Source organism: Aquitalea pelogenes (genome assembly GCF_001515305.1).
Taxonomy (GTDB): domain Bacteria; phylum Pseudomonadota; class Gammaproteobacteria; order Burkholderiales; family Chromobacteriaceae; genus Aquitalea; species Aquitalea pelogenes.
The window spans coordinates 96,518-115,511 of record NZ_LNQV01000003.1 but is presented as its reverse complement, the minus strand read 5'-3'; the positions used below and the strand labels follow the sequence as shown (position 1 = coordinate 115,511).

The window sequence follows — 18,994 nt, the reverse complement described above, 5'->3', positions numbered from 1 at the left end:
GGGGTTCTCGCTACCTGTACAGGTTGTGACTGCCGGCACCGGGCCGGCAGTCTGAAAAGTTGATTACAGATTAGTCGTCGCGTGCTGGTGCCAGCACCGTGCGGTTGCCATTGGTTTCCATTGCAGAAACCAGGCCTGCCATTTCCATTTGCTCGATCAGACGGGCAGCGCGGTTGTAACCGATGCGCAAATGGCGCTGTACCGAAGAAATGGACGCTTTGCGGGTTTTGACCACGATGGCCACGGCTTCGTCATACAGCGGATCGGCTTCACCGCTGCCATCCACATCGCCGCCAGCGGGCACACCTGCTTCATCGGCTTCGGCCTGACCGCTGAGTATGCCTTCGATGTAATCCGGCTCGCCGGTGGTTTTCAGGAATTCCACCACATGATGGACTTCTTCATCGGCCACAAACGCACCATGTACCCGGTTCGGGTAGCCGGAGCCAGGCGGCAGGTAGAGCATGTCGCCCTGACCGAGCAGGGTTTCTGCGCCCATCTGGTCCAGAATGGTACGGCTGTCGATCTTGCTGGAAACCTGAAACGCGATTCGGGTGGGGATGTTGGCCTTGATCAGGCCGGTAATCACATCAACCGACGGGCGCTGGGTGGCCAGAATCAGGTGAATGCCTGCGGCACGGGCTTTTTGTGCCAGCCGGGCAATCAGCTCTTCAATTTTCTTGCCCGCCACCATCATCAGGTCGGCCAGCTCGTCAATCACCACCACGATCAGGGGCAGGGTATCCAGCGGTTCTGGTGTTTCAGGCGTAAGACTGAAAGGATTGGGAATCTTCTCGCCGGTCTTTTCCGCGTCCTTGATCTTCTGGTTGTAACCGGCCAGATTGCGCACCCCCAGCTTGGACATCAGGCGATAGCGCCGTTCCATTTCACCGACGCACCAGTTAAGCGCATTGGCGGCCTGCTTCATGTCGGTCACCACTGGTGCCAGCAGGTGCGGAATGCCTTCGTAGACCGACAGCTCCAGCATCTTGGGGTCTACCATGATCAGACGGACTTCCCGTGCGGTGGATTTGTACAGCAAGGACAGGATCATCGCATTGATGGCGACCGATTTACCTGAGCCCGTAGTACCGGCCACCAGTACATGCGGCATCTTGGCCAGGTCCACCGACACCGGCTGACCGGCAATGTCCTTGCCGACGGCGATGGCCAGGCGGGAACTCATGTTCTGGTAACCATCCGAGCCGATGATTTCCGACAGGCGGACGATCTGCCGTTTGGGGTTGGGTAGCTCCAGGCCCATGTATGTCTTGCCCGGAATGGTTTCCACCACCCGCACCGAGACCAGTGACAGCGCGCGAGCCAGGTCTTTCATCAGGTTGACGATTTGTGCGCCCTTGACACCCACGGCCGGTTCGATTTCGTAACGGGTAATCACCGGGCCGGGGTAGGCGGCAATCACTTTGACGTCCACGCCAAAGTCGGCCAGCTTGCGCTCGATCAGGCGGGAGGTGTACTCGACGGTCTCGGCAGAAACCGGCTCGTGCTGGTCTTTGGGGGCTTCCAGCAGGCTCAGGCCGGGAAGCTCGCCGCTGTTCGGGTCGGCAAACAGTGACTGCTGTACCGGTTTTTGTGCTTTGGGCGACACCGGAATCTCGGCCGTTGTGGCTTCAATGCGCACTGGAGGTTTGTCTTCCTGCTTTTTCTTTTCGCTGCTGACCTTGACTTCACGCTGCTGCGCCGTTTCGCGGCCGATTTCCCGGTCCTTGCGGGCCTGCCAGGCATGCCACACCTTGAGCACGCCATCTTCCAGCGTGCCGCCGATTTTTTCCATGATGTCCAGCCAGGACAGGCCGGTAAACAGTGAAAACCCGATAGCTGCCGTTACCGACAGCAACAGGTAAGCGCCGGATTGTCCCAGCCCATGCGCCAGCGCCTTGCCCAGCCAGTGGCCCAGCATGCCGCCAGGGGACAACGGCAGATTGAGCTGCTTGCCCGCCAGCACGATGCCTTCAACACTGGCGCTGGACAGCAGCAACAGGAAAAAGCCACCCATGGCCGCCAGCGTCATCGGATTCAGGCGAAACCCCAGGGTTTCCATGCGACGGTAGCCCCAGGCAATGGCAACCAGGCAGAACACCACCAGCCACCAGGCTGACAAGCCGAAGATATACAGCAGCATGTCGGACAGCCAGGCACCAAAGGCACCGCCGTAGTTACGTACCGTGGGGTCAGATGAACTGTGCGACCAGGAAGGGTCTTGCGGTGAATAGCTGGCCAATACCAGTACCAGGTAGACCGCAGCCACTGCCATCAGCAACCACCATGCTTCACGCAGCAGGCTGGCAAGCTTGGGGGGCAGTGGTGTCTGGCTGTTCTTGACGACGGCCTTTCTTTTGAAAAGTCGCATTTTTCTCGTTTAAGGCTAGGACAGGGGGTGATTATAGCCTGACAAGGCCGTTTGGCGCGCTTGCTGTTGTCAGGCTTTGCTGTGGAGACAAGGCTTTCAGGCTGGGTAGAGTGCACCCAGCACGCGCAAACCGGCAGCGCCGGTCACCTCGGGCAGGTTGGCAGGCAGGCGATGACAAAAGCGCCAAGCCAGCCAGGCAAACGCAGCCGCTTCCACCTGATGTACCGGCAAGCCCAGTTCGGCCGTACTGCAGATACGGATATCCGGCAGTTGCTGTTGCAGTGCCTGCATCAATGCCGCATTGTGTGCACCGCCACCGCAGACATGCATGCTCTGCGTTTGCGGGCAGTGTCGGCGAACTTCGCCGGCGATGCTGTGCGCTGTCAGCTGTAGCAGTGTGTGCTGGACATCTGCTGCATCCAGGGCGGGCCCGGCGGCAAGTTGCTGCTCGAGCCAGTCGAGGTCAAACAGGTCACGGCCGGTGCTTTTGGGCGGCGCGAGTTGGAAATAGTCATCGGCCAGCATCTGTTGCAGTAAGGGGAGGTGCAAGCGACCACTGGCGGCCCAGTCGCCATTGGCATCATAGGCCTTGCCGGTGTGGCGCTGACACCAGGCATCCAGCAGCATATTGCCTGGCCCGCAGTCAAAGCCGATCACCGGCAGGCTGCGGTGCAGGCGTGTCAGATTGCTGATGCCGCCGATATTCAGGATGACGCGGTTTTCCGTATCACTGGCAAACACATCCTGATGAAAGGCCGGCACCAGTGGTGCTCCATGGCCACCGGCAGCCACATCGCGGCTGCGAAAATCACCAATCACGTCAATACCGGTCAGCTCTGCCAGCAAGGCATGGTTGCCAATCTGCAAGGTATAGCCGGCCTGCGGGGCATGGCGAATGGTCTGGCCGTGGCAGCCGATGGCGCGGATGGCCGAGGCGGGCAGGGCAGCCTTACCCAGCAGTTGCGCTACAACATCCGCATAAATTCCTGCCAGCGCATTCGCCAGGCGGGCGGCAAGGTCCAGTTCGTTGTGCCCGATGGCTTGCAGCTGCAAGACCTGTTCACGCACGCCAGCGGGGAAGGGCAGGAAACTGTCTTCCACTACTTGCGGCTTGCCTTGGGCATCCATTTCCAGCAGGACGGCATCCACGCCATCCAGGCTGGTGCCGGACATCAGTCCGATATAGCGTTCAATCATGTCGTGTTGGCTTTTCATCAGGGCATCGTATAGCGAGGCACAGGCGGTTTTGCGGTAATCCCGGCAGTTTGCGATAATCCCGCACTTTGCTGCCTGCCTTGCAGTTGCACTGCAATATACAGGGTTTGCCATGCATTGCAGACATTTCCAGTCGCAAACCGGAGTGCCTTGCCTGGTCAGCCTACTTGTCACTGCTAGCAGCCGGGCGATTGCCAGCTGCTTTGCCGATCTGAAATAACGGACTCATGAAGCTCACCCTGCTGATGCCAGGACTTGCCTGGCTGGACGTCCATGATGGCGCCGAAGTTTGCCGCGGGCTGTCGCTGCCCGCTTTGTCTTGCCTGCTGGGCCGTGGCCACAGGCATGGCCAGGCCTTGTCGCTGACCGAGCTGTATGGCCGGGCTTGCGGTTTCCCTTTGCATGGACTGGCGCGCGAACTGGCAAAGCATGCCGGCCTGACTGGCGACGACTGGCTGATGGCAGACCCGGTACACGTGCGCATTGATCGCGACCGCGCTTTGCTGGCCGATGTCGGGGTGATGCGGCTGTCGCAAGATGAGGCCGATGCCATGGTACAAAGCCTGAACCGGCACTTTGCCGAAGATGGCCTGACATTCCATGCCATCGAACCGGGGCGCTGGTTGCTGCAATTGCCAGGGCCCAGTCAGGCGCAGTTCACCCCGCTGCAGGATGCAGTAGGCGAAAACGTGAATGAACACCTGCCCGCAGGCGCGCGTGGTTTGCACTGGAGCCGTTTGCTCAACGAGATGCAGATGCTGCTTTATACCCATCCGGTAAATGACGCCCGCGAAATGCAGGGCGAGCTGGCGGTCAACAGTGTCTGGCTGTGGGGGGATGGTGCAGCAGCAAGCCAGCTTGCCGATCAGCCGCGGGCAGATCTGCTGCTAAGCGATGACCCCATCTTGCAGCAGCAGGCCGACTGCCCGACGGATGCCATGCCCTATGACTTTTCCGGACTGATGGCACGCTGCGCAACACTGCCAGCCAATAGTCATGTTGTGGTGGTGCAGGATGCTTTGCTGTCGGCAGCACAATACCGTGATGCCTGGGGCTGGCGCGAGCAATTGCAGCGCATGGAAACCGACTGGTTCCAGCCGCTGCTGCAAGCACTGAAGCAAGGCAAAATCAGCGAATTGCAGCTGCAATGCCATGGAGCTGCCGGCTTCAAGCTGCGCATTTGCCGCCGTGATTTGTGGAAATTCTGGCAACGCCCGCAATCGCCCGCCACCCTGTATTGAGAGCTTCATGTCACGCATCGTCACCCGCACTATTCCAGATCAACATCATGCCACCCTGGTTGCCCAGGGCCTGAGTCCCTTGATGGCCAGGCTGTATGCCGCCCGCGGCATTGCCGGGTCGGATGAGCTGGACTACAGCCTCAAGGCCCTGCTGCCTTATCACAGCATGAAGAACATCACCGCCATGGCCAGCCGTCTGGCCGACGCCATTGCCACCGGGCAGCGCATGCTGGTGGTGGCCGACTATGACGCTGATGGCGCAACAGCCTGCTCGGTGGCGGTGAAAGGCCTGTCCATGCTGGGCGGCAAGGTGGATTTCATCGTGCCCAACCGCTTTGAATACGGTTACGGCCTGACGCCGGAAATTGTCGACCTGGCGGCGCAAAGCAAGCCCGACATCATCGTCACCGTCGATAACGGTATTGCCAGCGTGGCAGGGGTGGAGCGCGCACGTGCATTGGGCATCGAAGTGCTGATTACCGACCATCACCTGCCTGGCGACACTTTGCCGCAGGCCTTGATCGTCAACCCCAACCAGCCGGGCTGCGAATTCCCCTCTAAGCACCTGGCCGGGGTAGGAGTGATGTTTTATGTGTTGCTGGCCTTGCGCGCCGAGCAACGCCAGCGCGGCATCTATGCCGGGCGGACAGAACCCAATCTGGGCGAGTTGCTGGACTACGTGGCACTGGGAACGGTGGCTGACGTGGTAAGGCTGGATCAGAACAATCGCATCCTGGTGGAAAACGGCCTGCGCCGCATGCGTAGCGGCCGCATGGTGCCCGGCATTGCCGCACTGTTCCGCATTGCCGGACGTGCACATTACAAGGCCAACACCTTTGATTTGGGATTTACTCTTGGTCCCCGGCTGAATGCGGCCGGACGGCTGGATGACATGAGCCTGGGCATCGCCTGCCTGCTATCCGGCACGGAAAATCAGGCCATGACACTGGCGCAGGAGCTGGACCGGCTGAACCGCGAGCGCGGGTCATCGAGCATGGCATGCAGGACGAAGCGCTGGCGGTACTGTCCAGCATCGACCCGGCAGACCGCTACACCCTTACCCTGTACCGGGATGACTGGCACCAGGGTGTTGTCGGCATTGTTGCCTCGCGCCTGAAAGAACGTTTCCATCGTCCGGCCATCGTGTTTGCGCCGGGCGATGAAGGCGAGATCAAGGGCTCTGGCCGTTCGATTCCCGGTTTCCACCTGCGCGATGCGCTGGATCTGGTGTTCAAGCGCCACCCGGGCTTGATCCTCAAGTTTGGCGGCCATGCCATGGCAGCCGGCATGACGCTGGCAGAAGCACGATTTGCCGAATTCCAGCAGGCATTCGAGCAGGTAGCACGCGAGTTGCTGGACGAAAACCAGCTCACCCGCACCATCGAAACCGACGGCAGCCTGGATGCGCGCGAGCTGCATCTGCCGTTTGCCGAAGAACTGGCCGCAGAAGTGTGGGGGCAGGGCTTTCCGGTGCCGTATTTCCACGACCGCTTTGCCGTGATGAGCCAGCGCGTGGTGGGAGACAAACATCTTAAATTACGGATTGCCAAGCAAGGGCAGGAGTTCGACGCCATGCTGTTCAATCAGGTGGACTGGCTGCCTGACAATATCAATGCGGTGTATCAACTGGTGGCCAATGAATGGCAAGGCCGCAAGGAATTGCAGATTTATCTGCAACACTGGACGGCAGCGGAGTGATGCTGTCCGTGCGTGACGATTACTGCGGATAAAGCGGCTGACCGATGGCCAGCTGGTCGTCGTCACGAAACTTGCTGGCCGGGCCGGCAGACCAGGCCCAGCCAGCCAGACTGCCGTCCTCTCGGGTGTAAATGCGTACCAAACCGCGCCCGATACCGGTTTGCTTGCTGCCATCTTCCCGGTAGCGCGTATCGCCCTTCCAGTGCGCACCAGCCGAATCGATGACCTCCACCAGCCACTGTGTGGTTCCCGGCTGCAAAGGTGGTTGTGGAGGATTGAGCACTTGCGGCTTGCTGTTGACGATCATCACATGGCCGGTGTCCTTGGCATGCAGATAACGCGCTGCAAAAACATCGCCTGCTTCAACATCCTGCATGTGCTCGCGCCGGACAAAGCCCTGGCTGGCAGCAATTGCCGCGTAGTAATTCTCGGCCTTGGGGTATTCCTTCCAGTAAGTCCTGCGTACCCCATCCAGCACCAGACTGTCGGTACGCTGGAAAATGGCATCAAGCAAACCACTGCAATCCGTTTGTACCGTGCTGTATTCGGCGCGGCCCAGCAAGCCCGCATCGCCTTGCCAACGTACCCAGCCATGATGCTGATAGCTGTTGTGCTCGGGGCTGACCTCTGCAAGCAGTTGCCGGGCCAGCTGCAAATGGGCAGGCAGAGGAGGGGAATCCGCCCAGGCAGGACTGGTCAGCAGCATGAATATCAAAAAAGGGCGCATCAAGGTGCCTGCCTGAGGGAAAACCGGATTATCGCGCCGGAATCCGGTTTTTGTCAGCCAGCAAACCAGGGCTATATCAGATCAGCCCTTGCGCCAGCATGGCATCCGCCACTTTGGCGAACCCGGCAATATTCGCGCCGCGGACATAGCTGACTCGGCCATCCTCTCCACGCCCGTGGTTGACACAGGCCTGATGAATACCTTGCATGATGGCATGCAGACGCGCATCCACCTCGCCATGTGTCCAGCTCAGTCGCGCCGCATTCTGGCTCATTTCCAGCCCTGAGGTAGCCACACCACCGGCATTGCTGGCCTTGCCGGGCGCATACAGGATGCCAGCCTGCTCGAAGCGCTGAACGGCTTGCCAGGTGGACGGCATATTGGCGCCTTCGGCCACGCAGCACACCCCGTTTTCAATCAGGCAACGTGCATCTTCTTCATCCAGTTCGTTCTGCGTGGCGCAGGGGAGCGCAACATCCACTGGTACTTGCCAGGGCCGTTTGCCCAGCAAGAAGGGCAGGCCGAGCCGTGCTGCATAATCGCTGATACGACCGTAGTGACGGTTCTTTACATCCATCAGCTCGGTCAACTTTGCCGGGGTGAAGCCCTGCTCATCCAGCACCGTGCCACTGGAGTCGGAAGCGGACACTACCTTGGCACCCAGCTCCATGGCCTTGGCAATGGCGTATTGCGCCACGTTGCCAGAGCCCGAAACACTCACCCGCATGCCTTCCAGTGACAAGCCACGTGTCTTCAGCATTTCCTGCGCAAAATACACGGTGCCGAATCCGGTGGCTTCCGGCCGCATCAGCGAGCCACCAAAACTCAGGCCTTTACCGGTAAATACACAGTCAGCGCGGTTGCCCAGCTTTTTTACCATGCCGGCCATGTAAGCAATCTCCCGCCCGCCAACGCCGATATCACCCGCCGGGACATCGGTGTCGGCACCAATATGACGGTAAAGCTCGCAGGCAAATGCCTGGCAAAAGCGCATCACTTCGCCCTGGCTCTTGCCTTTGGGGTCGAAGTCCGACCCGCCTTTGGCACCGCCCATGGGCAGGGTGGTTAGTGCATTTTTCAGTGTTTGTTCAAAGGCCAGAAACTTGAGAACAGACAGATTGACCGAAGGATGAAAACGTATACCGCCCTTGTATGGGCCAATCGCCATGCTGTGTTGCACCCGGTATCCGCGATTGACCTGGACCCTGCCTTGATCATCGGTCCAGCACACGCGAAACATGATGATGCGTTCAGGCTCCGCCAGACGTTCCAGCAAAGCCTGATCGGTGTAGTGTGGATGCTGGCGCAAGAAGGGTTGCAAACTGTCAAATACCTCGTGGACAGCTTGCAGGTATTCCGGCTGATGGGGATTGCGCTGGCGCAGGTGCTCAAGGAAAAGCGTGCTATCGAACATGGCGTATGAGAATGGCGAGTTTTCGAAAGCACGAGTTTAGCCAGCAAAGGGGCAGGGTAAGGCTGCCAAGCCGTCCAACAGCACAAAATCGGAATAAACGAGACATGCCCGGAGAATTTTCCAGGAAGCTGCCATATCGATCGCAGAGCCATGACATGAATATGTACAAAATCAATCTTGTTCGCTATGCTGGGCTGATTGTCATCCTGCAGCAAAGAAAATCATGACAGAACTGATAATGGGCCTGTTGTTGCTAGGCTCGGCAGCCAGCTTGCTGGCCTGTTTCCGGGTGCAGCAGCGCAGCGCGACCGAGCGTCAGCAATGGTTGCAGCAAGAGGCAGGCATGCAAGCCAGGCTGGAATCCCTGCAGGAATCATTGCAACAGTTAGGCCGGCAATCTGATGCCCAATCCCGGGAGCTGAACGACTTGCGGACGCAGTTGGCTGAAGCACAGCAACAAACAGCCGCGCATTGGGCCAGCAAGCAGGAGCAGGCCCGTCAGCTGGAGCAAACCCGCCATGACTGGCAGAAGCAAGGCCAGCAACTTCAACAACAGGCGCAGGAGCTGGTCCGGTTGAGCAACCGGGAGCAGGAACTGCAAACCATGCTGCAAATGGAAAGACAGCAAGCGGCGGAAAAACTGGCCTTGCTGACCGAGGCCAAAGAAACGCTGAGCAATCAGTTCAAGGCGCTGGCCAATGACATCCTGGAAGAAAAGTCCAAACGCTTTGCCGAACAGAATCAGCAAAGCCTTGGGGCCATGCTGGGCCCGTTGCACGAACGCATCCAGGGTTTTGGCAAACTGGTGCAGGACACCTACGACAAGGACTCCAAGGAACGCCTGAGCCTGGAGCAGGAATTGCGCCGCCTGCAAGAAATGAACACCCGCCTGAATCAGGATGCCATCGCACTGACCCAGGCACTGACCGGTAGCAATAACAAGGCCCAGGGCAACTGGGGGGAAATGGTGCTGGAGAAGGTGCTGGAAACGTCGGGCCTGAGCCGGGATCGCGAATACCGGGTTCAGGTATCTGATGTTCTGGAAACAGAAGACGGCCTCAAACGCTACCAGCCCGATGTGGTTATCGACCTGCCGGAAGGCAAGCAACTGGTTGTCGATTCCAAAGTCAGCCTCAACGCCTATGTGCGCTATGTAGCTGCCAGTGATGAAGATGCGCGCGAACAGGCCCTGAAAGCACACGTGGCGGCCATTCGCCAGCATATCCGCAGCCTGTCGGAAAAGCGTTATCAAGACCTGTACCGGCTCAACACTGTCGATTTTGTCTTCATGTTCATCCCGGTGGAGCCCGCGTACCTGCTGGCCGTGCAGCATGACATGAGCTTGTTCAATGAGGCTTTTGAACGCCGCATCATGATTGTCGGTCCCAGCACCTTGCTGGCAACGCTGCGCACCGTGGCCAGCATCTGGCGCTATGAGTACCAGAACCAGAACGCTCAGGAAATTGCCCGCCAAAGTGGCGCCATGTACGACAAGTTCGCCGGCTTTGTCGGCAATATGGAAAAACTGGGCAAGCAACTGGACAACACCCGTGAGGTATTTGGCGATGCCATGCGTCAGCTGTCGTCCGGACGCGGCAACCTGCTGTCCAGTGCCGAACGGCTGCGCAAGATGGGGATCAAGCATAACAAGCAACTCCCCGGACACCTGCTGAATGATGCGGCAGAAGAGGGAAGTGATGAATGAATGCGCGCATTTGGAGGTGAACTATTTGCGCCAAATGGTTAAGATAGCGCCGTTAAATCAGCAAGCATGATCGCAGCCTTCTTGCGGTCAGCATGACAAACAGGAGTATCAGTATGGTGTTCTTCAAGGTTCCGATGCGCAATTCCAGCGAATGGGAAAAAATGTATGACTTCATTATTGTTGAGATGAAGTCGGCAGATGAGCTGGACGATGTACTGTCGGCTACGCTGTATGATGTTTTCGGTGAATTTGACGACGAGCAGCCGGAACACTGGCAGCCGCAGCAACTGACCCTGGAACAGGCTCTGGCTTCCGGCTGGCCGATTTTCAGCTATGCCATGTATCAGCGTGAAAAAGAAATCGCCTGAGCGTCTTGCTTGAGCATTTCAATAAAAAGCCCTGCAATGCAGGGCTTTTTATTGCATGAATGCCAGATCAAGGGCAGGGGTTGGGAATCCGCGCATGAATGGCTTCCAGCTGCTGCAGGATTTCATCACTCAGCGTGACATGGATGCTATCCAGATTTTCCTGCAACTGCGCCAGCGTGGTCGCACCAATGATATTACTGGTGACAAACGGACGACTGTTGACAAAAGCGAGTGCCAGTTGTGCCGGGCTGATCCCATGCTGCTGCGCCAGCTCAACATAGGCCTTGCTTGCCTCAGCAGCTGTCGCACTGCTGTAACGGGTAAAGCGATCGAACAAGGTCAGACGTCCACCAGCCGGGCGTGCACCATTCAGGTATTTGCCCGTCAGCACACCAAAGGCCAACGGCGAATAGGCCAGCAAACCGACATTTTCCCGTCGGCTGAACTCTGACAAGCCAATTTCATACAGCCGGTTCAGCAGGCTGTACGGGTTCTGAATACTCACCACACGCGGCAGGCCAAGGTTTTCGGATGCTTTCAGAAACTGCGCCACGCCCCATGGTGTTTCATTGGACAGACCGATGGCGCGGATTTTTCCATCGCGAATGAACTCCTGCAGGACGGACAGCGTTTCTTCAATCGGCGTACTGCCTGCCGGATCATCCTGCCAGGGAAAACCCAGAGTACCAAAGGTATTGGCGTTACGATCCGGCCAATGCAGCTGGTACAGATCGAGGTAATCGGTCTGGAGACGACGCAGGCTGTCGTTCAGCGCCTGAGTCAAATTCTTGCGATCAAAGTGGGGGTTGCCATCGCGAAAATGGCTGGGTCGCTTGGGGTCCGTCGCAGGACCCGCCGCCTTGCTGGCCAATACGATACGATCACGCTGACCGGTTTTCTTCAGCCAGCTGCCGATATAGGACTCTGTCAGACCTTGTGTTTCAGGACGAGGCGGCACCGGATACATTTCAGCCGCATCCAGCAGGTTCACACCATGCTCCAGCGCCAGGTCAATCTGGCTATGGGCTTCAGCTTCTGTATTCTGTTCTCCCCAGGTCATGGTACCCAGGGCAATCACGCTCACCGAAACATCAGTGTCGCCCAGCTTGCGATATTGCATGATTCGTATCTTTCCGTCAGGTGGATGGGGAAGTACATGGTACTGATGCGAACGATAACTGAGAAGTCATTTGCTTCCATAAGTAATTCTCTGAGTGTGGATACGTTAGTTCGTATAATATATATTATGTCAAATTATATAAATCTCGTCCTTGCAACTCCATGCATGACAGCAAACAGTCAATGCTTCTCAGCCCGCACTTAAGCTGCTTGGCTTTACATATCAAAAAAGGCCCCGTGGGGCCTTTTCACTACTGCAGCTGACGGCTCAGACGCTATCGACATTACTTTGTACTTCGCTTTCGCTCAGTACTTCTTGTGCCCAGACCACGGCTTCCATGTAGACACTATTCACCTGACCAATGTCGACTTCCATGCTGGCAGCCAGCCGGGTGATGCTGTCACTGTCATCCTGTTCACAGGCTTTCGCCAGCTGCAATGGCGCTGCAAACAGGCCCTTGTCGTGCAACAGGGCATCAGAAATCATGAATGGCAGATCCAGCGGCTCCAGCGCTTCGCTCAAAGGCATGTTAAGCAGGTCGCCTAACAAGGAGAACATGCCGGTCAGAAACAGGTGTTCGGCTTCCAGCTTGTTGCCGCGGACGATGCCGAGTTCTTCCATGAAATGGGCTCGGATCAGCGATTTTTCCAGCAAGGAAAGGGTTGCACCGCTATCGCTTTCCGAGGTGAACAGTAGCAGGGACAGCCATTTGAACAAGGCATTGCGTCCCAGCAGCATCAACCCGTCCTCAATGGTCTGGATCTTCCGAGACAGGCCGTTGACCGGCGAATTGACAAAGCGCAGTAGTTTGAACAGCAGTACCGAATCCAGCTTGAACTGGGCTTCCACTTCTGCGGTAGGTGCATTGGCACGGAGCAGGCGCATGATTTCCAGCACCCTGCCCTGATTTGCACCCTCTTTCTGGCTTACCTTCTGCTGTGCAACTGACAGATAGGAGCCATGAAACAGGGCAAACCGGTCATTATTCTTGGCATGGCGGCACAAGGCCAGCTCTTCGGCGGTGTTGATGTTGCGTGCCAGCCAGCGCAGTTGCGGGTAGCGCTGCGGCAGTTGTTCCAGCAAGGGAAACAAGGCACGCGTATTTGGCGCGGCAAAATCCAGCACCAGGTAATCCAGTCGCTGGTACAGCGCCAATGCGGTGGGGCTGCTGCCATAACGTGCCGGTTCAACGGCAAAGCGCAGCCCTGCTCCACGCAAGCCATCAAGCTGGGTAATCAGGTCTTCGGTGAGTTGCTCGCCTTCCAGTAAGTCGAGCATGTAAATGGTGCTGTCGGATGGCAGTTCCAGCGACGGCAAATCATCCAGTGAGGCGAGCGAGACATGAATGAAGGCGCGGCGAAAGGTCAGCAGACGGAAGATGTTCATGTTCTTCAGCGTGCTGAACAACACCCGGTCAAACGTGCGCCGGCCTGCGGGAGTACGGCTGCCACTCAGCCCGTCCTTGACGGAAAACTCATAGGCGACAATGCGCTGGGACTTGTCCTGGATAGCTGATGGGAAACAAAGCCCAGGGTCTGTGGCAGATTGAGCGGTGCACTGTGGCCGGTAGCTTCTTCCGCCGGGGCCGGTGGCTGGGCTACAGGGGGGGCTTCCGGTGTGACCTGCTCTCCCCGATTGAGCAGGCCGCCGAATATCTTTTTAAACATTGTTTACTCGCTGACATCAACAGTTAGCCATGCGCCAGCCAGCCCAGGATACAAGCTGTAGCCGCGCATGACAGTGTAGTCAGAATTGGCATGCATGGACAGTCTGTTGTGAACAATCAGTTGTGCGCAGGAGACTTGCGCAGCCAGCACTCATTCTGAAACACTCCGGCAAAAAACGGAGTCAGCAGTTTGTCGGCATCCTGTACCAGGTCGACCACCTGATTGAGCAGCCAGCTGTCGATCAGGCCGCAGATGGTGGAATGCAGGCAGCCCGCAGCGCAGCGCAGGTCGATTCCCGGGCGCACCAGCCCGGCCTCGGCAGCCTGGCTGAGGATGGTATGCAGATTGCCTATTTTTTCCATCAGCCAGTTGCGGTCCATCAAATGCGAGTTTTGCATTTCACCCACGTATTCACAGCGCAGGTTGATGATGCCGATAACCCGTGCAATGCGTGGCGTGGTAGTTACCAGCCGCAGCACCCCGCAGCTGTGCAGCCACAAGCGCTGTGCCGGGTTGAGCTCCGGGCAATGTCCAGCCTGCAGCAAGACATCCATCATCTCGGCAAATGGTGGAAATGCGCGATCACACATGGCGTTAAACAAGTCAGCCTTGTTGTCGAAATGCCAGTAGATGGCACCACGCGTCAGGCCTGCGTGCTCGGCAATGCTGGCCAGCGTGGTTTTGCTGACGCCCTGTTCCCAGAACAGATGTTCTGCTGCATCCAGCAACAGATGCCTTGTCTTGTCAGCTTCTTCTTTAGTCTTGCGTGCCATTGCGTCATCAATCCGGAAAAGATGACCGGGTACATTGCCCGGTCATTCTGTATTGTCGGGGAGCACCACCAGGCACTCCCCTGCCAGCAGAAAGGCCGGAATTCTACCCGCCTTTGCTGCCCTGCTCCACTGGCTGCCAGCCGCCGCCCAGCACCTTGTACAGCGTCACCAGATTGGAAGCTTGCGACAGTTGCGTGCTGATCAGGTCCTGCTGCGCGGTGTAGAGCGTGCGCTGTGCCACCAGCAAGGTCAGATAGCTGTCGACACCCGCCTTGAAGCGCGCCTCGGACAATTGCAAGCTGCGCTGGCTGGACTGCACCAGTGCCTGCTGTGCCTTCAGCTGAGTGCCCACCGTGCCACGGATTGCCAGCGCGTCGGACACTTCACGGAATGCAGTCTGCACAGCCTTGTCGTACTTGGCGACCGCGATTTCCCGTGCCACTTTTGCCGATTCAAGATTGGCGCTCAGGCTGCCGGCATTGAAAATGGGCAGGTTGATGGACGGGCTGAACGACCATGTCCCGCTACCCGCCTTGAACAGATCGGACAAATTGCTGGAGCTGGCTCCGGCACTTGCCGTCAGGCTGATGCTGGGGAAGAACTTGGCCCGCGCTGCGCCGATATTGGCATCCGCGGCTTTCAGGTCGTGCTCGGCCGCCAGAATATCCGGGCGACGCTGCAATAGCGACGATGGCAGCCCGGCAGGCAGGTCTGCCAGTTGACCCGGCAGCAGCTGGGCATTGCTGCTGCGCAGATCTTCCGGCAGCGCCGTGCCAAGTAGCAGCGTCAGCGCGTTTTCGTCCTGCGCTACCTGGCTCTGGTAACTGGCCTGGGCCGACTGGGCGGATTGCACCGTGGTTTCGGCACTGCTGAGGTCCAGATCGGTAGCGGCACCCAGCTCCAGCTTGCGGCGTGTCAGCTCAAGCGAAGATAGCTGTGACTGCAGTGTGTTTTCAGCCACTTTCAGATGCTGGCGGTCCGCCAGCAGGGTCAGGTAGGCATTGGCCACTTCGGCAACCAGCGAAATTTGCGTACTGCGCCGGGTTTCTTCCAGCGAGAAGAAATTTTCCAGTGCTTGCTGCTTCAGGCTGGACAAACGGCCAAACACATCCAGTTCGTAAGAACTGAAACCGATTCCGGCACTGTAGCTGTGACTGATATACGCGCTGCCGGTGCTGCTGCTATTGGCGGAAATACGCTGATTGGTACCACTACCACTGGCACTGACGGCCGGGAACAGATTGGCTTTCTGGATCTGGTAACTTGCGCGCGCCGTTTCGATATTCAGGGCAGCCACGCGCAGGTCGCGGTTGTTTTCCAGCGCCAGGCGTATCAGCCGCTGCATGGCAGGGTCGGTAAAGAATTGCTGCCATGCCAGTTGAGCGGCATCGGTACTGCCGGCCTTGTCAGCCGGAACACCCTGATACGCCGGACCGGTGGGCCACTGGGCGGGCAATACATTGGCCGGCTGCTGATACACCGGAATCAGCGAGCAGCCTGCCAGCGCACTGGCCAGCATGCCCAGGCTGAAAACCTTGATGAAGCGGGACATTACAGGCCCTCCTTGCTGATGCCGTGCATGTCATCCGCCAGTTTCTTGGGCGGGAAGCGACGGCGGACGACCACGAAAAATACCGGAACCAGGAAAATCGCCAGTACGGTGGCGGAGATCATGCCGCCCATCACGCCAGTACCAATGGCGTTCTGACTGCCGGAACCCGCGCCATGGCTGATCACCAGCGGCAAGATACCCAGGATGAAGGCCAGCGAGGTCATCAGGATGGGGCGCAGACGCATGCGGACTGCTTCCATGGTGGCGGCAATCAACTCCTTGCCGTGTTCTTGCTGCTCTTTGGCAAACTCCACGATCAGGATGGCGTTTTTCGCCGCCAGACCAATGGTGGTAAGCAAGCCCACCTGGAAATACACGTCATTGGTGAGGCCGCGCAGGCTGGCTGCCAGCAAGGCACCAATCACGCCCAGCGGCACCACCATCATCACCGAGAACGGAATCGACCAGCTTTCATACAGTGCAGCCAGGCACAGGAACACGATCAGCAGCGAAATGGCGTACAGCGCAGGTGCCTGCGAGCCGGACAGGCGCTCTTCGTACGACAGGCCGGTCCATTCAAAACCGATGCCGGCAGGCAGCTGCTTGATCATGTTTTCCATTTCCGCCATGGCGGTACCGGTACTCACTCCAGCGGCCGGGGAGCCCTGGATTTCCACCGACGACTGGCCGTTATAGCGCTCCAGCCGCGGCGAACCGAAGCCCCAGTGCGAACTGGCAAAGGCCGAGAAAGGCACCATGGCACCGCTGCTGTTACGTACATACCAGTTGGTCAGGTCTTCCGGCGACATGCGGTATGGCGCATCACCTTGCAGATATACCTTCTTGATGCGACCACGATCAATGAAGTCGTTGACGTAGCTGGAACCAATGGCGGTACTCAGGGTGGTATTGATGTCGGAGACGGAAACACCCAGCGCATTGGCTTTTTCGTGGTCCACATCCAGCAGGTATTGCGGGTTGTCACTCAGGCCGTTGGGGCGCACGGCCATCAGCTTGGGATTTTTCGCTGCCATGCCCAGCAACTGGTTACGCGCCGCCATCAGCTTGTCATGCCCAAGACCAGCACGGTCTTGCAATTGCAGGTCGAAGCCGGAGGCATTACCCAGTTCCATCACGGCCGGAGGCGCAAAGGCGAAGATCATCGCGTCGCGAATCTGGCTGAATGCACCCATGGCGCGGCCAGCCACAGCCTTGACGCTCAGGTCGGGGCGATTGCGCTCATCCCACGGTTTGAGCTGGACAAAACCCAGGCCCATGTTCTGGCCGCTACCGGCAAAACTGAAGCCCGATACGGTAAACAGCGAGCTGACAGCCGGATCGTTCAGGAAATGCTTTGCACTTGCAGCAATGCCGCATCGGTACGCTCCCGGGTGGCACCCGGCGGCAATTGCACCTGGGTAAACAGGATGCCCTGGTCTTCTTCCGGCAGGAAGGAGGTGGGCAGCCGCATGAACAGCACCGTCATGGCAATGATGATGCCGGTGTAGATCACCATGTAGCGGAAAGTCTTGTTCAGCATGCGCGACACGATGCTCTGGTAGCGCTCGTTGTTGCGGTCGAAGGTGCGGTTGAACCAGCCAAACACGCCGGTGTATTCATGGCCGACGCCATGGCCTTTTTCAACCGGCTTGAGCAAGGTGGCGCACAAGGCCGGGGTCAGCACCAGTGCCACCAGGACCGACAGCGCCATGGAGGACACCACGGTGATGGAGAACTGGCGATAAATCACACCGGTAGAGCCGCCAAAGAAGGCCATCGGCACGAATACCGCAGCCAGCACCAGCGCAATGCCGATCAGCGCGCCGGTAATCTGGCCCATGGATTTGCGCGTGGCTTCACGCGGCGGCAAGCCCTCCTCGCTCATCACCCGTTCCACGTTTTCCACCACCACGATGGCATCGTCCACCAGCAGGCCGATGGCCAGCACCAGGCCGAACATGGTCAGCGTGTTGATGGAAAAGCCGGTGGCCGCCATCACGCCAAAGGTACCCAGCAGCACTACCGGTACGGCAATGGTCGGAATCAGCGTGGCGCGGAAGTTTTGCAGGAATACATACATCACCACAAACACCAGGCCAATGGCTTCCACCAGCGTCTTGACCACTTCTTCGATGGAAATCTTCACGAAGGGGGTGGTGTCGTATGGGTAAACCGCCTTCACGCCCTTGGGGAAATAGGCCGACAGTTCGGCAACCTTGTTGCGCACTGCCTGGGCGGTATCCAGCGCATTGGCACCACTGGCCAGCTTGATGGCCACACCGGTTGCCGGCTTGCCGTTGAACAAGGCCTTGGTGCGATAGGTTTCGGCACCCAGTTCGATACGGGCCACGTTTTTCAGCAGCACGCGCGAGCCATCGGCATTTACCTTCAGCAGGATCTTGCCAAACTGCTCGGCGCTGGACAAACGGGTTTGCGCGACGATGGTTGCATTGAGTTGCTGACCCGGCTTGGCAGGCAGACCACCCAGTTGACCAGCAGAAACCTGGGCATTCTGTGCGGTAATGGCACTGGTGACATCGGCCGTGGTCAACTGGTAGCTGTTGAGCTTGTTCGGGTCCAGCCAGATACGCATCGCGTATTGCGAACCGAACAGCGATACTTCACCCACACCGTTTACCCGGCTGAGCGAATCCTGCAGGTTACTGGCAACGTAATCGCCCAGGTCGGTGCCGGTCATGCTGCCGTCTTCGGACACAAAGCCCACCACCATCAGGAAGTTACGTGCCGATTTTGTGACAGTAATGCCCTGCTGCTGCACCACGGTGGGCAAGGTGGCCATGGCCGATTGCAGCTTGTTCTGCACCTGTACCTGCGCGGTATCCGGATTGGTACCGGCATCAAAGGTCATGGTGATGGTGACAGCACCGGTGTCATCACTGGTGGAGTTCATGTAACGCAGGTGGTCGATACCCTGCATTTTTTGCTCGATCACCTGAGTGACACTGTCTTCAACGGTTTTGGCCGATGCACCCGGATAGGTGGCATTGATGGCGATCTGCGGCGGTGCAATGGCCGGATATTGCGATATCGGCAGGCTGCGGATCGACAACAAACCCGCCAGCATGATCACGATGGCAATCACCCAGGCAAAGATTGGCCGGTCGATAAAAAATTTGGACATG

Annotated in this window: 11 protein-coding genes and 2 pseudogenes; 4 read left to right on the top strand and 9 right to left on the bottom strand. The window is 58.2% G+C overall.

Features of this window, described 5'->3' with window-relative positions:
* Positions 1-70: 70 nt before the first annotated feature.
* Entirely contained in the window at positions 71-2,371 is a 2,301-nt protein-coding gene (locus AWT75_RS02280) for a DNA translocase FtsK (RefSeq protein WP_062786845.1), read from the bottom strand.
* Between the two features lie 96 nt (positions 2,372-2,467).
* Entirely contained in the window at positions 2,468-3,586 is a 1,119-nt protein-coding gene (locus AWT75_RS02275) for an anhydro-N-acetylmuramic acid kinase (protein WP_239689426.1), read from the bottom strand.
* Between the two features lie 227 nt (positions 3,587-3,813).
* Here AWT75_RS02275 and AWT75_RS02270 point away from each other — a divergent pair, with 227 nt between their 5' ends.
* Together AWT75_RS02270 and recJ are read left to right on the top strand one after the other, a co-directional pair.
* Positions 3,814-4,827, top strand: coding sequence for a hypothetical protein (locus AWT75_RS02270; protein ID WP_062786842.1), 1,014 nt, complete (start codon positions 3,814-3,816; stop codon positions 4,825-4,827).
* 7 nt (positions 4,828-4,834) lie between these two features.
* A pseudogene (gene recJ / locus AWT75_RS02265) lies at positions 4,835-6,525 on the top strand (single-stranded-DNA-specific exonuclease RecJ).
* A gap of 19 nt (positions 6,526-6,544) precedes the next feature.
* Here the strand turns inward: recJ and AWT75_RS02260 are convergent.
* Positions 6,545-7,231: an NlpC/P60 family protein gene (locus AWT75_RS02260; protein ID WP_161937719.1), complete on the bottom strand. Its 687-nt coding sequence runs from the start codon at positions 7,229-7,231 to the stop codon at positions 6,545-6,547.
* A 97-nt stretch (positions 7,232-7,328) separates the two neighbouring features.
* Positions 7,329-8,666 (bottom strand): NADP-specific glutamate dehydrogenase, encoded by a 1,338-nt coding sequence (gdhA, locus tag AWT75_RS02255; RefSeq protein WP_062786836.1) that lies wholly within the window; start codon positions 8,664-8,666, stop codon positions 7,329-7,331.
* A gap of 223 nt (positions 8,667-8,889) precedes the next feature.
* Between gdhA and AWT75_RS02250 the strand changes: the two genes are divergently transcribed.
* Entirely contained in the window at positions 8,890-10,371 is a 1,482-nt protein-coding gene (locus AWT75_RS02250; RefSeq protein ID WP_153013210.1) for a DNA recombination protein RmuC, read from the top strand.
* Between the two features lie 113 nt (positions 10,372-10,484).
* Positions 10,485-10,739, top strand: a complete 255-nt coding sequence (locus tag AWT75_RS02245; RefSeq protein ID WP_045846938.1) for a hypothetical protein — start codon at positions 10,485-10,487, stop codon at positions 10,737-10,739.
* Positions 10,740-10,806: 67 nt separating this feature from the next.
* Here the strand turns inward: AWT75_RS02245 and AWT75_RS02240 are convergent, their stop codons facing one another.
* The 5 genes and pseudogenes from AWT75_RS02240 to AWT75_RS02220 all read right to left on the bottom strand — a co-directional run bounded on the left by AWT75_RS02240 (position 10,807) and on the right by AWT75_RS02220 (position 18,993).
* Entirely contained in the window at positions 10,807-11,859 is a 1,053-nt protein-coding gene (locus AWT75_RS02240; protein ID WP_062786830.1) for an NADP(H)-dependent aldo-keto reductase, read from the bottom strand.
* 267 nt (positions 11,860-12,126) lie between these two features.
* Complete coding sequence (locus AWT75_RS02235; protein ID WP_239689425.1) at positions 12,127-13,245, bottom strand: EAL and HDOD domain-containing protein; 1,119 nt, start codon at positions 13,243-13,245, stop codon at positions 12,127-12,129.
* A 397-nt stretch (positions 13,246-13,642) separates the two neighbouring features.
* Complete coding sequence (locus tag AWT75_RS02230) at positions 13,643-14,299, bottom strand: TetR family transcriptional regulator (RefSeq protein WP_045846966.1); 657 nt, start codon at positions 14,297-14,299, stop codon at positions 13,643-13,645.
* 103 nt (positions 14,300-14,402) lie between these two features.
* Positions 14,403-15,851, bottom strand: coding sequence for an efflux transporter outer membrane subunit (locus tag AWT75_RS02225; RefSeq protein ID WP_062786827.1), 1,449 nt, complete (start codon positions 15,849-15,851; stop codon positions 14,403-14,405).
* Positions 15,851-18,993, bottom strand: a pseudogene (locus AWT75_RS02220) (efflux RND transporter permease subunit). The gene AWT75_RS02225 and the pseudogene AWT75_RS02220 overlap by 1 nt, the downstream one beginning before the upstream one ends.
* Position 18,994 lies beyond the last annotated feature (1 nt).